This is a genomic window from Stenotrophomonas sp. 1337 (genome assembly GCF_031455455.1).
GTDB lineage: Bacteria > Pseudomonadota > Gammaproteobacteria > Xanthomonadales > Xanthomonadaceae > Stenotrophomonas > Stenotrophomonas indicatrix.
Map to the genome: position 1 here is coordinate 258,185 of NZ_JAVDSR010000002.1, position 13,665 is coordinate 271,849.

Annotated in this window: 10 protein-coding genes and 1 riboswitch; of the genes, 2 read left to right on the forward strand and 8 right to left on the reverse strand. The window is 67.4% G+C overall.

Translation table 11 applies throughout. The annotated features are described in order from the left end of the window. Positions 1 to 130 precede the first annotated feature (130 nt). Entirely contained in the window at positions 131 to 547 is a 417-nt protein-coding gene (locus tag J2X70_RS05090; RefSeq protein WP_309909262.1) for a TonB C-terminal domain-containing protein, read from the forward strand. A gap of 108 nt (positions 548 to 655) precedes the next feature. Here J2X70_RS05090 and pnuC read toward each other — a convergent pair whose 3' ends face one another. The 7 genes from pnuC to J2X70_RS05125 all read right to left on the reverse strand — a co-directional run bounded on the left by pnuC (position 656) and on the right by J2X70_RS05125 (position 9,552). Next, complete coding sequence (gene pnuC / locus J2X70_RS05095) at positions 656 to 1,240, reverse strand: nicotinamide riboside transporter PnuC (protein WP_025875884.1); 585 nt, start codon at positions 1,238 to 1,240, stop codon at positions 656 to 658. After that, positions 1,237 to 3,414 carry a TonB-dependent siderophore receptor gene (locus tag J2X70_RS05100; RefSeq protein ID WP_309909264.1) on the reverse strand — a complete coding sequence of 726 codons (2,178 nt, stop codon included), beginning with the start codon at positions 3,412 to 3,414 and terminating at the stop codon, positions 1,237 to 1,239. The genes pnuC and J2X70_RS05100 overlap by 4 nt, the downstream gene beginning before the upstream one ends. A gap of 70 nt (positions 3,415 to 3,484) precedes the next feature. Beyond that, positions 3,485 to 3,580, reverse strand: a riboswitch (TPP riboswitch). 155 nt (positions 3,581 to 3,735) lie between these two features. Further along, positions 3,736 to 4,863 carry a phosphotransferase gene (locus tag J2X70_RS05105; RefSeq protein WP_309909266.1) on the reverse strand — a complete coding sequence of 376 codons (1,128 nt, stop codon included), beginning with the start codon at positions 4,861 to 4,863 and terminating at the stop codon, positions 3,736 to 3,738. Positions 4,864 to 4,992: 129 nt separating this feature from the next. Then, the gene (locus J2X70_RS05110; RefSeq protein WP_025875877.1) at positions 4,993 to 5,391 is read right to left on the reverse strand and encodes a glycine zipper 2TM domain-containing protein; all 399 of its coding nucleotides are present in this window, start codon (positions 5,389 to 5,391) and stop codon (positions 4,993 to 4,995) included. Between the two features lie 247 nt (positions 5,392 to 5,638). Then, a complete protein-coding gene (locus tag J2X70_RS05115; protein ID WP_309909271.1) occupies positions 5,639 to 7,666 on the reverse strand; it encodes an XVIPCD domain-containing protein in 2,028 nt (675 codons plus the stop codon). 107 nt (positions 7,667 to 7,773) lie between these two features. Next, on the reverse strand, positions 7,774 to 8,709 hold the full coding sequence (locus J2X70_RS05120) for a hypothetical protein (RefSeq protein WP_032978087.1): 936 nt from the start codon (positions 8,707 to 8,709) through the stop codon (positions 7,774 to 7,776). 204 nt (positions 8,710 to 8,913) lie between these two features. After that, positions 8,914 to 9,552 carry a response regulator transcription factor gene (locus J2X70_RS05125; protein WP_025875871.1) on the reverse strand — a complete coding sequence of 213 codons (639 nt, stop codon included), beginning with the start codon at positions 9,550 to 9,552 and terminating at the stop codon, positions 8,914 to 8,916. Between the two features lie 75 nt (positions 9,553 to 9,627). Here J2X70_RS05125 and J2X70_RS05130 point away from each other — a divergent pair, with 75 nt between their 5' ends. Beyond that, entirely contained in the window at positions 9,628 to 13,236 is a 3,609-nt protein-coding gene (locus tag J2X70_RS05130; protein ID WP_309909274.1) for a transporter substrate-binding domain-containing protein, read from the forward strand. Here J2X70_RS05130 and J2X70_RS05135 read toward each other — a convergent pair. Next, on the reverse strand, positions 13,230 to 13,631 hold the full coding sequence (locus J2X70_RS05135) for a c-type cytochrome (RefSeq protein WP_309909276.1): 402 nt from the start codon (positions 13,629 to 13,631) through the stop codon (positions 13,230 to 13,232). The two genes, J2X70_RS05130 and J2X70_RS05135, sit on opposite strands and share 7 nt — an antisense overlap. Between the last annotated feature and the right edge of the window lie 34 nt (positions 13,632 to 13,665).

Genomic DNA, 13,665 nt, shown 5'->3' on the forward strand with positions numbered 1-13,665 from the left:
ACGCCATGCGTGGATGGATCAACCGGTTGCCCGGAACAGCCACGCATGGCGTGGCTCTACTGCGCCGCCATCTGCCTGTCATCTACGGCGCCGACCATGACGCGTTGGGATGGACGTGGAGACGTGGGTGATGGCTTCTGCAGGAAACAAGCGCACCTCGCGCCGTGGCTGGCGCCCGTTGGCATGGTTGCTGGGCCTGTTGGCGCTGGGGAGCGCCAGCGTGTCCGCACAGGACGCGCCTGCGCATTGGATGGCCTATGCCGCCTCCGTCAGCGGCGAGTTGCAGCAGCGTCTGCAGCAGGAGCAGGATCCGCACGCGCAGCGCCTGCTGGCCTGGCTGCAGGAGCATCCCGATGCGCCGGCGCCGTTGGTGGTGAGCGTGTGGATCGCCGGCGATGGCGCTATCTCGAAACTGGAATTCGACAGCCTGGGTGATGCACGGGTCGATGCCGATCTGCGTGCGGCGCTGCAGTCCACGCCGTTGCCGGCGGCGCCGCCGAAGGACATGCGACAGCCACTGCGATTGGGGCTGACCCTTACCCAGTAGATCCACGCCATGCGTGGATGCCGGGCATCGGTAGACGCCAACCTTGGTTGGCGCTCACCTGCCGACCAAGGTCGGCATCTACCGAACGCAGCCACGCATGGCGTGGCTCTACTGCGCAGGTACTGCCTGCGGCTCGCGCGCGGCGGCGCGCCACGCCCGTAGCCCGAACAATGCCAGGCCCAGGAAGAACACGTACAACGCAGCAGTCACGTGCAGCGATTTGAACAGATAGGCGCCCACGTAGACCACGTCCACCACGATCCACACCCACCAGCAGGCGGTGTGCCGGCGGGCCTGCCACCATTGCCCGACCAGGCTCAGTGCGGTCAGCATCGCGTCCAGCCACGGCAACGCTGCATCGGTGAAGGTGTGCATGCCGGCGCCAAGCGCCACGCCGCCACACAGGCCGATGGCCAGGTCGCGCAGCAGCTTGCCGCGCGCCAGCGGCACGATGCGGATGCTGCCTTCATCGGCGGCGTGCTGGCGCCAGTTGATCCAGCCGTAGACCAGGAAACCACCAAAGGCGACCTGCAGCAGCGTGTCCGAGTACAGCTTGGCTTCGGCGAACACCGCGCCGTACAGCGCGACCGACAGCAGGCCGACCGGCCACGCGGCCAGCCGTCGCTTTGCCATCAGCCACACCCCGAGGATGCTGAAGAGCGCGGCAGTCCACTCGAGCGCGACGCCGCTCACAGCGCGAACGTCACCGACAGGCGCGCCTGCCGCGGCGCACCCGGGAACAGGTAGTAGTCACCGCCGCTGCTGCCGGTGTCGCGCCAGTAGAAGCGGTTGAACAGGTTGTCCACCGACAGGTTCCAGCTGACCGCACGGTCGTGCAGGCGGTGCTGGAAGCGCAGGCCGGCGTCGAACACCGAGTAGTCCGGTGCGCGCACACCGCCGTCGGCGCGGGCCACGTTGGAGGAGGCATAGCGCCAGCCACCCGTCACATCCAGGCCTTCAACGAACGGCAGCGCGTAGGCCAGGTGCACGCTGGCGCGCACCTTGGGCACGTTCACCAGCTGATGGCCTTCATAGGCTGGGGTGCCGGTGTCGCGTGCGCGCGCCTGCAGCACGCTGGCGCTGGCGACGATCTGCAGCGCGTCGGTCAGCTGGCCGTTGGCGGTCAGTTCCAGGCCGGTATGGGTCTGCTGGCCTTCTTCGGCGAAGGTGTAGCCGACGTCGCTGCCGTCGGGCTTTGCGTACTGGTAGGGCTGGGAGGTGCGGAACACGGCCGCGCCCAGGGTGAGGGCGTCCACCGGCACGTACTTCACGCCCACTTCCAGCTGCCGCGACTGCATCGACGGCAGGAAGGTATCGGCGTTGGACGTCCAGAACGGTGCTTCCTGGCCCAGCGAAATGCCGCGCACGTAGCTGGCGTAGGCGTTGAGCTGGTCGGTGGCCTTCCACACCAGCGCCGTCTGCGGCAGGAAGCGCGACAGGCGGCTGTGGCGCTGCGGCGTGCCGCGCTTGTCGTAGGCGCGCTCGTCCAGGCGCACGAAGCGGCCGCCGGCCAGCCACTGCCAGTCATCGCCGAAGCTCATCCGGTCCAGCGCGAAGAACGCGGTCTGCCGGCTGTCCAGGCGCCGTGCCGATGCACCCGGCATCTTCGGTGAGGGCTCGAACACCGGCACCTGCACGTCGTGGATGTTGCTGGTGCCGACGTACTCGTTGACGCTCGGGCGCTTGTCGATGGTGCGGCGGAAGTAGTCGGCGCCGATGCTCAGCTGGTGGCCGACGCTGCCGGTCTCGAAACTGCCGCGCAGTTCGGCACGGGCCTGCTGGTTGCGGCGGGTGTCATCCGGGCTGCGGTAGTCGTAGATGTCGTAGTCGCCGTTGGGGGCGAAGTAGTTGCCCGGCACGCTGCCGTCTGCGCACCCTGCGGTGTAGTAGCAGCCGTAGGCGAAGGCGACGTTGTCATCGATCACCGAGCGGCTGTGGCCGACCGAGACGCGCGACTGCCACGCATCGTTGAAGTCATAGGTGTGCAGCGCGGTGATGTTGGTGCTGGCAATGTCCACCGGCCGCTGCCACGGCTGGTAGCCGAGCAGGCGTTCGCGGTCGACGCCGCGCGGCAGGTCGCGCGCGCCCAGCAGCTGGAAGCCGGACACCGAGCGCTGCGCGCTGGTCTGGTAGTTGGCATCCACTTCCAGCTTGCCGTGTTCGCCGATCAGCCAGTCGGTGGCCAGCGAATAGAAGTTGCGGCGACCGTCGGCATGCTCGACGTAGGAATCACTGGCATCCCAGGCCGCGTTCAGACGCACGCCGAAGCGCGGGGTCAGCCAGTGGCCGACATCCACGGCGGCATAGCGCGAGCCTTCCGAATCGGTGCCCAGGGTGACCGTGCGCACTTCCGCCGGGCGCTTGCCCACGTAGTTGATGATGCCGCCGGGTGCCATCACGCCAGCCGCCAGGCCGGCTTCGCCCTTGAGGATCTGCACTTCCTGGATGTTCTCCAGCGCCAGGCGCTGCTCGCCGGCGATGGACATGCCGTTGAAGCGGTAGCCGGTGGCCGCATCCAGCGCGAAGCCGCGGATGGCGATGTTCTGGTAGTAGCCCACCGGCGCATAGGCATCGCCCAGCGAGGCATCATTGCTGGCCAGCTCGGACAGCGAACGCACCTGGCGGCGGTCGAGGTAGTCGCGCTCCAGCACGTTCACCGAGGCGGGGGTGTCCTTCCACGAGCCGCCGCCGAAGGCGTTGACGCGCGAGGTGTCGGCCTTCGGTTTGCCGGCCTGCACGCGCACCGCCGCCAGTTCGGTGGGCGAGGAGGGCGCATCAGCAGCGTCGGTGCCTGCCTCGCTGGCGTACAGCGGCAGGGCGGCGCACAGGGCGAGGGCGAGCAGGGTGGGGCGCAGGCAGCGGTTCATTCGATTCGTCTTCAGACAACAAGGGAGACGAAGCGACGGCGCGCAGGTGCACCGGCCCATGACGGGGGTGTGGCTGCGGCTCAAAGCTCCCTACGCCGGTGCAAACCGGATCAGGTTCCAAGGGACTCTCTCAGCCTGGCAGATCCAGGCACCCCCGCTTCAGGTGACCATTTCACTACAAATGGTACGGATTTGCGAGCTACCGCCCTTCAGCCGGGGTCAGATCCCTTTCCAGCGGAAAGGGATCTGACCCCGGCCGAGCGCATCATCGACGCATGGCGTCGATCTACTGAGTACCCCGCGTGTTTGGTGGCTCGCGGCTCACGCGGCGGCGTGCAGGGCCGCCAGCAGGGCCTGGCCGGGGGCCGTGGCGAACCACGCCGGATGCCCGAGCATGAACGGCTGCCAGGCCACATCGGCGTTCGCGGTCGATCCGGTGACGCCCTCGAAATACTCCACTTCGGACAGAGCGAAGTCGAAATGCACCATCGGCAGCAGGTCGGCCAGCAGGTGCACGCGCGTGGGCGACAGCGGCAGTTCCTGCCGATAGCCGTCCAGCAGGGCCAGGGCGATGTCGATGCGAACAGCATCGGTGCCGCGCTCCAGCTGCAGCCAGGCCACCGCGTTGCGTTCGATCGCGGTGGCCAGGTCGAACAGCGCGCTGGTGGGCGAGGCCAGGCCGAAATCGAGCACCGTGGCAATCGTGCCGTCGTCGTTCCACAGCAGGTTGGAGACGTGCCAGTCGTTGTGCGCCCACAGCCGCGGTTCGTCCTGCAGGCGCGCGGCCAGGCCGTGGTGCCACGGCAGCACATCGCGGCGCAGCTGTTCTTCCCAGGGAATGCGCGCCAGGTAGCGGGCCAACCCGGGGCGGTTGCCGAGGTCGGCCTTCAGCGCGGCGATCGGGTCATCGGCGCGGATCAGGTCGTCGCGTGCCACCAGCAGATGGGTACTGCGCTGCGGGGCGTGGTAGCTGGCGGCCGCGCGGTGCAGCGTGGCCAGCACGCGCCCTGCCTCGTGGGCCTGGGCAATGTCGGTCAGTGGTGACCATGACGGCAGTTCGCGATACAGGTCCTTGCCGGCGCCCACCGCATGCAGTTCGTAAGTCCACTGGCCGTGTTCGAGTGCGGTGCGGCCGTCGTTGCTGGCCAGCACCTGCACCACCGGCATGCCGGCAGTTGCCAGATGCGCGATGAAACGGTGTTCTTCTTCCAGGCTTCCAGCGCTGCGCACACTGTGGTGGTGGCGCTTGATGAAGACCGGACCGCCGGTGCCGTCGACGATGGCCGCGGCCGACAACGGACGCGGGCTGTGCCAGCGCAGCGTGCTGTCCGCGCCCAGCTGCGGAAAGTGGCCACGCAGCCAGGTGATCTCCTGCGCGTCGATCGCCGGCCAGTCGGCGAAGACCTCGTCGTTGTTGAGGCCCTGCACGCGATGGGGGGAAGAAGTCATGCCACGGCCGCTGGTGAGTAATGGAACATCCAAGGCTGCGCATTCAACGCCATGGACGCCACAGACGCAAACGGGCGGGTCATCGACCCGCCCGTCAGGGACGCCACGTGCGGCCTGTGGCCGGCGCGCTTACCAGCCGCGATGGCGGCCGCGGTCGTGGTAGTAGCGGTTGTCATGGCGCTCGCGCTGCCAGCGACGGTCATCGCGGCGGTCGTAGCCATAGCCGCGGTTGTAGCCACGGTCATAACGGCGATCGTAGCGACGGTCATAGCGCCCGTCGTAGCGTCGATCATGGCGGTCGGAGGTAGTCAGGTTGCCGATGGCGCCGCCGGCAACCGCGCCGCCGACGGTGGCAGCCGGGTCGCCGTTGGAGATCAGGTGACCCGCCACGCCGCCGACGACGGCACCGACCACGGTGCGCTTGTCCTTCCTCGACATCGCGCTGGCATCACTGACCACGGCCACGCCGGCAAGAAGTGCCAGGGCCATCGCCAGACCACGGAAGCTGAGTGCGGAAGTGCTGAGCATGTTGGGTTCTCCTGTGAGGTGCATGCCACGGTGGGCAGGGAGGGCGCTGGGCGCCCCGGCTGCCGTAGGGACCACGCTGGTGCCCGGACATTGCCGGAACATTGCGCGCGATCCCCGTGCGGCTTGCGCATTCATCTAGCGTCAGGCGGCATGAAGCGAGGCTGAAAGCGCGGCGGCCGCTCAGCTGCCAGAAAGGAAAAGGGCCGCAGTACGCGGCCCTTCCCCTGGCTTCCCCTCCTGGCCGGGCTCAGTGGCCCATGGCGCGCTGGGCCTGCTTCACCTGCTCCTGCTGGGCGTCCTGCTGCTGCAGGACATTCGGTGCCCCGTGCACCGCACCACTGCTGAGTGCCATGCTCTGCTCGCTGGCCGCACGGGTGTCCACCGCCGCGCGGCAGGCAGCCGGGTCACCGGCGGTGCCCTGTACGGCAAACATGCGCTCGCCGTTGGTGCTGGGCACCACCGAATCGATGCGCTGCATGCCGCTGGCCTGCGCTTCCTTGGTCAGTGCAGCGGCGGCGGCCTCCAGTGCATGGCGGTCCTTGAAGGTGCCTGCCGGCAGGCCTTCCATGCCCTTCACGGCCTGGTTGTACATCGGGTTCTGCGGATGGCGCTCGTCATTGAGCAGCGGGCGCTCGCGCGCGTCCTTGATCGCATCCAGCGTCTTCGGGCCGATGATGCCGTCCACTGCCAGACCGTTGTCCTTCTGCAGCTGGCGCACGGCAGCCTCGGTGTTGCGACCGAACTTCCCATCCTCGACCAGCGGCTTGCCGTCGGCACCCACATACCCCAGGTGGCCCAGCTGTTCCTGCGCCCTGCGCACATCCTCGCCGTGCGCACCCTGCTTATGTACTTCGTTGCTGGCCTGCGGCTTTTCCTGCGGGGACGGCTTCGGCTCGGCGGCGCCCTTGGCCTGCGCCTGCTCATGCGCCTGGCTGCGGTTTTCCAGAAGGTCGCGTGCCTGGTGCAGCGGATCGGAGGCGAACAGCTTCCAGTTGGGGTGGTCCTTTACCTGCTTGAGGTAATCCTCCACCGGCATGGTATGCACGCCCAGCTTGCCGGTGGACTGGCTGATCAGCAGCTTGTCGGTGTTCGGGTCTCGCACCACCATCACGATGTGGTCGATGCCGTTCCAGTGCTCGTGCTTGGTCTTGGCCGTATCGAGGCCGATCACCATGCCTTCCTTCAGCGCACCCGGCTTGAGGATGTCGTCGCGCTTGAGCAGCACGCCGGAGTCCTTGTAGGCGTCATGCACGATACCGCCGGAGCCGGCGAAGCCCAGCTTGATCTTGTCGGCGTCGGCGAACACCGCATGGCCGGCCTTCTGGTTGATCTCATCCTGGGTCTTGTTGAGCATCGTGCCGACCCAGCCGGAGCAGTCGATGTAGCCTTGCTCGACGTTCTTGCCGGTGACACCCTTGCCACGGTAGTACTGGCTGGATTCGATGTTGATCGCGTACTTGACGTTGTCGTACTTCACGCCGGCGTTGTAGGCCGCATCCAGCGAAATGCCGGGTGCATCGGGCTTGGCGGCAGCAGCCGTGGCGGTGGCGCCGATGGCTGCGGCACCGGCGGCGACGGCGGCCTGCGCGGCGGGGGTCACGGTCTGCGTCGGCGCGGCCTGCACCGGCGCCGGACGCGCCTGGGCCTCGGTGATCGGCGCGATGTTCTTTTCCGGGATGCTGATCGCGTCGTACTTGCGGTCGTAGTACTGGGCGAAGGTGCTGGCCAGGTCGCGATCATTCATCGTGCGCATCTCGGCGCGCGTATGCCCGGTCAGCGCTTCTACGTCACCGCCGATCTGGCCCATGATGCGCGGGCGCATGTCGATCGGATCGCCGTGGCCGTCGCGCACCACGCCGAACGTGCCGGTGGCGATCGCGGTCTGGATCGAACCGTAGCCGGCCGCACCCTGCTGGTGTGCCAGATACAGGTCAAGGCCGCTCGGCTTGTCATCACCGGACAGGTAGGGATGGCCGGTGCGGTCATGGCGCTTTTCCATGTCCACCAGGTTGCGCTTGAACATCTCCGCTGCCGCTTCGGTGTTGCGGGTCGGGTCGTACTCGTGGCCGGTCAGGCCGTACTGCCTGGCCGACGACGGCAGGAACTGGAACAGGCCCTTGGCATCGGTCTTGTCGTTGTGCGCGCGCTCGTTGAAGCGGCCACCGGTCTCGATGTGGGCAAAGCGCAGGAAGTCCTCGCTGGCGATGCCCTTGCGCTGTGCAACCTGCTCGATGATGTCGAGAACTTCCTTTTTGCTGTAGTCACGTTGTGCCATGACACTTCCTCTGGGGTTGATGGAGCGGCCTTTGCCGCGATACGCCAACCGGACTCATCCGTGAGTCTTCAACATGTCGGTCAACAGGTGCTGCGGGGTGGTGCGTCTTACTTTTCGACGTAGGCCTTGCGGGCGGCGTCGTAGTGGTACTGGCGCGCGTCGGCCGCACCCAGCGCACGGGTCTGGCCCGGGCCGGAAATGGTGGTGCCGGTGGCGGTGACGGTGATGGTGGGCAGGTCGCTGCCGGCGACGGCGCTGAAGGCCAGTGCGCCCCGGTTGCTGACGCACGGCATCACCTGGCCCTCGTCGCAGGCGGCTGAATTGTCTTCGCCGGTGATTACCGTGCCCGCGCTGGCCCAGACCTGGCCGTCTTCGGACTTCTCGTAGTCCGGGTTGAATACCAGCACGGTGTAGCTTTCGATGCTGGTACCGGTAGCGAAGGTGCTGGTCGGCACCGCCAGCACCAGCTTGCCGGCCGGAGTGCGGTATTCCAGCGGCTTGCGCTTGCTGTCGATGTCCGGCGCGGTGCCATAGGCGCCGACGGTACCGATCCACGGTTCGGCGCCCTTGAACACCCAGGGACGATCCGGCTTGTCGCCGGTCAGGGTGAAGGTGGCCTCGGTCAGGGTGACCTGGCTGTCCGGACCGGCTTCGTCTTCGCCGGGCTTGCCGTACTTCTGCGGTGTGTTCCAGGCAAAGCCGGTGTAATAGCGGGTGCCGGCCAGTTCGAAGGCATGGCCGAACCAGAAGGTGGCGACACTGCCATTGGCTACTTCATACGAAACGGCGCCATCGCCGTCGACGTCGTAGATGAAATACAGCACGCTGCCGGCATCGGGGGGCGTGGCGGTGGCCGTGGTGGCGGGTGTGGCGGAGCTCTGCATCGGGGCAACATCCTGTCGTGGCGCGGTGGCGCCCTGTGGTGACGCGGTCGAAGGCGAGGGGGTGCAGGCACTGGCAAGCAGCGCAACGAGCAGGCCGGCGAACGTCGCACACAGGCGTGGGCGGACACGGGCCAAGCGGGATTCCGGAAGGATCTTCATGCACCTCTCCATGGTTTGCGGGCGTCGGGCAGGAAGGCCAACGCAGAACACGCCCCGCCCTCGATGAGGGGGAACGTCGTGATGAGCCGGTCGATTCCTTCGACCTCGCATAGGAAAACCCATCGGCGCGGATGATGGCACAGATGCGACGGCTATCACAGGGGGCAGGGAGGAGCCCCCCGCCAGAGAACTGCGAACGGTGTCTCAGATCCTGCCGTCGCGCAGGTAGTCGAACAGCTCCGCGTCGCCCTTCAGCCCGAGCTTGAGCATGGCGTCACCCTTCTGGCGGCTGATGGTGCTGACGCTCTTGTGCAGCTGCAGCGAGATTTCCTTGACCGTCATGCCGGTGCCCAGCAGCCGCAGCACCTCCACTTCGCGCGGCGACAACGGCTTGCCATCGCCCTCGCGCATCCGCCAGCTGCCGGCTTCCTCCACCCGCTCGCGCAGGCTGCGGCTGATGTAGGACTGGCCGCGATAGACCGCCTGGATCGCCTGCGGCAGTTCATCCATCGACGAACTCTTGTCGACCAGGCCGAGCACGCCGCTGTCGAGCACCATGCGCAGGATCGCCAGGTTGTTGGAGACGCTGAGCATGAGCACCGGCAGGTCGGGATGGCGGCGGCGGATCATGCCGATCATGGCGAAGCCATCGGCCTGCGGGCTGCCAGGCATCGAGTAGTCGGTGACCAGCAGGTCGCAGGGCTGGGTCGTCAGCAGGGTCATCAGCGCCTGGGCGTTGTCGGCCTCGCCAACGACGCGGCCAACGCCGCTGGATTCGATGACGGCGCGGGTACCGATGCGGACCACGGGGTGATCGTCTGCGATGATGATGCGCAAGGTCATGCTCTAGTATGGCCACCGGCACGCCGGACCGCGACCGTCGCGGTCCCTGGCAGGACTTCCAGGAGATCGTTGCAGATGCGCAGCTGGGCGGCTCGTGGACTGATCCTGTTGACGACCCTGCTGGCGCTGCCGGCGCTGGCCCAGCCTGCGTCCACGCCGGGGCCGTTGCCGCTCAGCCCCCTGCAGCGCGAGTACCTGGCCGCACATCCTGTTGTCGTTGTTGGACAGTATGACAGTGGCTGGCCTCCTTTTGAGTCGATCCAGGACGGGAAGCAGGTGGGCCTGGGCCCGGACTACCTGACGCTTTCAGCCCGGCAGCTTGGCCTGAAGGTGGAGACGCGCCGTTTTGCGGACTGGCCTTCCGTGCTGGATGCGGCATGTCGTGGCGAAATCGACGTGGTGATGAACATCGCGCTCAGCGCCGAGCGTACCCGTTGCATGGTCTATACCGCCGCCTATGCCGAAGCACCGCTGGCCATGGTCGGACGTCCTCAGGACCTGCGTGCTTCGGAGGCACCTGATCTGGATGGCCTGCGCGTTGTGGTCGAGCAGGACTTCATGACCGGACCGCAGGTGCGTGCGCGGTTCCCAAGGGCACGACAACTTGTCGCAGACAACACGCTGACGGCCTTGCGTATGGTCAGAGACGACAAAGCCGACATTTTCATCGGCAATGCCTACGTGGCGACGGAACTGATCGCCGCCAACGGGTTGAAGGGTGTGGCGTTGCTGCGGCCCAGCGATCTGCCCCCGGAGCAGTTGCATTTCGGTGTGCCCAACAGCAAACAGCCGTTGTCCGAAGCACTGGACCTGGCGCTTGCCGCCGTCAGCGAAGCGCAGCGTGACGCCCTCGCGCAGCGCTGGCTGCCACCGCCGCAGTGGTCGGCGTCGGCGCAGCTGGCATTGAGCCAGGCCGAGAAACGCGTGCTGCAGCAACCCTTGAAGATCGGCTTTGCGCCCAACGCCGCGCCGCTGTCGTTCGCCGACAGGAATGGCAAGCCCAGTGGCCTTACCAACGAATACCTGCAGCGCCTGCTGCAGGCCGGCGCCAATCTACAGGTCGAAAACAGCCATGACTGGTACGAGGTGCGCGAGAAGGCGCGCCGCGGGGAACTGCAGGCGGTGATCGGCATTCCTGCCGATTCGAACTATCTCGGGCCGGAATGGGTGTTCAGCCAGCCCTTCATCACCGTTCCCAATGTGATTGTCACCCGCACTGACAGTCCGTCGATGCTGGGTTTGTCGGACCTGGACGGCAAGCGCGTGCTGTTGTCCGATCCCGAGCGCATCCGTGGCTACGTGCAGCATCAGGCACCGTCGGTGAGGATCGTCGCCGCGCGCAGCGCCGAGCAGGCCCTGCAACGCCTGGCAGATGGCGAGGCTGATGCCTACGTGGGCAACCTGGCGCTGGTCGACCAGCTGCTGCGCAACCGCTTCCCGGGCCGCCTGCAACTGGCCGCGCCAGCCGGGTTCAACGACCAGCTGGCGCTGGCGGTGGAGCGTCGCCATGCGGCATTGGCCACCACCTTCGACCGCCTGCTGCTGCAGATGGGGCCGCGCCGGCGCGAGGCCCTGCGCGGCGATTGGTTGTCGGTGGAATACCGCGATGGAGTGGACTGGCGCACCCTGCTGCGCTGGGGCCTTCCCCTGCTGCTGGTGCTGACCACTGCTGTGGCAATGCATGGGCTGGGGCACTGGCGGTTGCGCCGCGAAGTGGCTGGCCGTCGCGAGCTGGAACAGCGCCTGGCCGAGGTGACCGACAACCTGCCTGCCATCGTCTACCAGGCCCGCCGCGAAGCAGACGGCACCCTGAGCTTCCCTTTCATTGCCGGCGATGTGCAGTCGATGTTCGGCATCAGCCGGCAGCAGGCGGAGTCGGACGGGCAGGCGCTGCTGGCATGCATCGATGCCGACGACCGCGAAAAGGTGCTGCGTGCGATGGAGCTGGCGGCGCGCAATTTCGCCCCGCTGTCCTTCGAGTTCCGTATCCACCGCGACGGAAGCGCGCCCTGCTGGGTGCGCAGCCAGGCGCACCCGTATTCAACCGAAGCGGGTGCGGTGACCTGGAGTGGTTACTGGGTGGACGTGAGCCAGGCGCGCGCGCAGGCCGACGCGCTGGCCGCGGCGAAGGTCGAAGCCGAGCAGGCTGCGGCAGCCAAATCGCGCTTCCTGGCCACTATGAGCCATGAAATCCGCACACCGATGAGCGGTGTGCTGGGCATGCTGGAAGTGCTGGCGCATTCGCCGCTGGACGCCGAACAGCAACGCATCCTCGGCGTGATCGAAGACTCGGCGCAGATGCTGCGGCAGATCCTGGACGACATCCTCGACTATTCGCGGATGGAAGCGGGCGCGCTGCGCCTGGAGCCGGTGCCGCTGCCGGTGCGGCCACTGCTGGAGGGGGTGCATCGACTGTTGTTGCCGCAGGCCACGGCGCGTGGCCTGGACCTGCAGCTGGACATCGACGAACAGCTGGCACAGGCCCATGAGGTGGACGGCGTGCGCCTTCGCCAGATCGTGTTCAACCTGCTCAGCAATGCCATCAAGTTCACCGTGAAGGGCTCGGTGCGGCTGCAGCTGGAAGTGTTGGGGCCTACTGCCGAGGATGGCAGCCAGCCGCTGCGCCTGAGCGTCACCGACACCGGCATCGGCATCGCGCCGGAGCAGCTGCCGACCCTGTTTGAACCCTTCACCCAGGCCGGCGCGTACATCCAGCGCGACCATGGGGGCACCGGGCTGGGCCTGAGCATCTGCCGGCGCCTGGTGCAGAAGATGGACGGCGAACTGAAGCTGGAAAGCACGCTGGGCGAAGGAACGCGGGTTGACGTGCTGCTGTCGCTGGTGGAAGCGCGCAGCGAGGATGTGATCGCGCTGCAGGCCGAGCACCAGCAGATCGCCCTGCTGCCGCCAGATCTGCGCCAGGCACGGGTGATGATCATTGAAGACCATCCCACCAACCAGGCGATGATGGCCTGGCGCCTGCAGCAGCTGGGCGTGCCGCATGTGCTGGTTGATGACGGGCAGCAGGCATTGGACCGGCTGGCGGAGGAATCCTTCGATCTGGTCATCACCGACTGCCGCATGCCGGTGCTGGATGGATTTGGTTTCACCCGCCTGCTGCGCGAGCGCGAGGGGCGCAACGGCCAGCCGCGCATGCCGGTGCTGGCGCTGACCGCCAGCGTGCTTGACGATGACGCACGCCGCTGCCGCGAAGCCGGCATGGACGACGTGCTGGCCAAGCCGTTGTCGCTGGCGACGCTGCGGCAGGCACTGCTGCGCTGGTTGCCGCGCGCCGAGGGTGCTGAAGATGACCAGGCCGCGGTGGACAGCGACGATGAGCCCGAGGGCGACGAGGGGCTACCCGACCTGGCGACCCTGCAACGGCGCTTCGGTTCGCGCGAGATCGCCCGGCAGCTGCACGACAGCCTGGTCAAGGCCAGCAACGAGGACATCGCGGCCCTGCAGCGCGCGCTGCACGAAGGCGATCGGGTGACGGCCGCGCTGCACCTGCATCGGCAGGCCGGTGCGCTGGGGGCGGTGGGTGCACGCGGCCTGGCCGATCGCGCCAACGCGCTGGTGGAACGGTTGCAGGCCGCGGGCGATGCAGAGGTCGCATCGGCGGTTGCCGACGCCGGGCAGTTCGTGGCGCATCTGCAGCACCAGCTGCAGCGCCTGGCTCACTGAGCCGCGTGCTCCTGCAGGTAAGCGATCACCAGCGCGCGACGCTCGGCGCTCGGGAAGGCGTTGTACATGCGCGTGCCGGGTACCAGATGGGTGGGCGACTGCAGGAAGGCGTCCAGGGTCTGCGCACTCCAGACGAAGTCGGCGCGGCGCATGCCCTGCGAGTATCCGTAGTCGGGCAGGCTGCCCGCACGGCGGCCGATCACCCCATGCAGGTTGGGACCGAAGCGGTGGATGCCGCCGGCATTGACGGTATGGCAGCCCGCGCACAGTTCGAACGCGCGCTGCATCGCCTGCTGGCGCGCTTGTTCGGGCGTGCTGGGCGCAGCGGGCGGGCGCTGGCACGCACTGGCGACCAGGATCGTGGCAACAGCGGGAAGCAGACGAAGGGCACGCATGGGCGAGCAGGATAACGGGCGCACGCGCCGTGGG

Excerpts from the sequence above, each read along its gene's own strand:
- J2X70_RS05090 (WP_309909262.1), top strand. The coding sequence starts at position 131 with ATGGCTTCTGCAGGAAACAAGCGCACCTCGCGCCGTGGCTGGCGCCCG.
- J2X70_RS05100 (WP_309909264.1), bottom strand. The coding sequence starts at position 3,414 with ATGAACCGCTGCCTGCGCCCCACCCTGCTCGCCCTCGCCCTGTGCGCC.
- J2X70_RS05105 (WP_309909266.1), bottom strand. The coding sequence starts at position 4,863 with ATGACTTCTTCCCCCCATCGCGTGCAGGGCCTCAACAACGACGAGGTC.
- J2X70_RS05110 (WP_025875877.1), bottom strand. The coding sequence starts at position 5,391 with ATGCTCAGCACTTCCGCACTCAGCTTCCGTGGTCTGGCGATGGCCCTG.
- J2X70_RS05115 (WP_309909271.1), bottom strand. The coding sequence starts at position 7,666 with ATGGCACAACGTGACTACAGCAAAAAGGAAGTTCTCGACATCATCGAG.
- J2X70_RS05120 (WP_032978087.1), bottom strand. The coding sequence starts at position 8,709 with ATGAAGATCCTTCCGGAATCCCGCTTGGCCCGTGTCCGCCCACGCCTG.
- J2X70_RS05125 (WP_025875871.1), bottom strand. The coding sequence starts at position 9,552 with ATGACCTTGCGCATCATCATCGCAGACGATCACCCCGTGGTCCGCATC.
- J2X70_RS05130 (WP_309909274.1), top strand. The coding sequence starts at position 9,628 with ATGCGCAGCTGGGCGGCTCGTGGACTGATCCTGTTGACGACCCTGCTG.
- J2X70_RS05135 (WP_309909276.1), bottom strand. The coding sequence starts at position 13,631 with ATGCGTGCCCTTCGTCTGCTTCCCGCTGTTGCCACGATCCTGGTCGCC.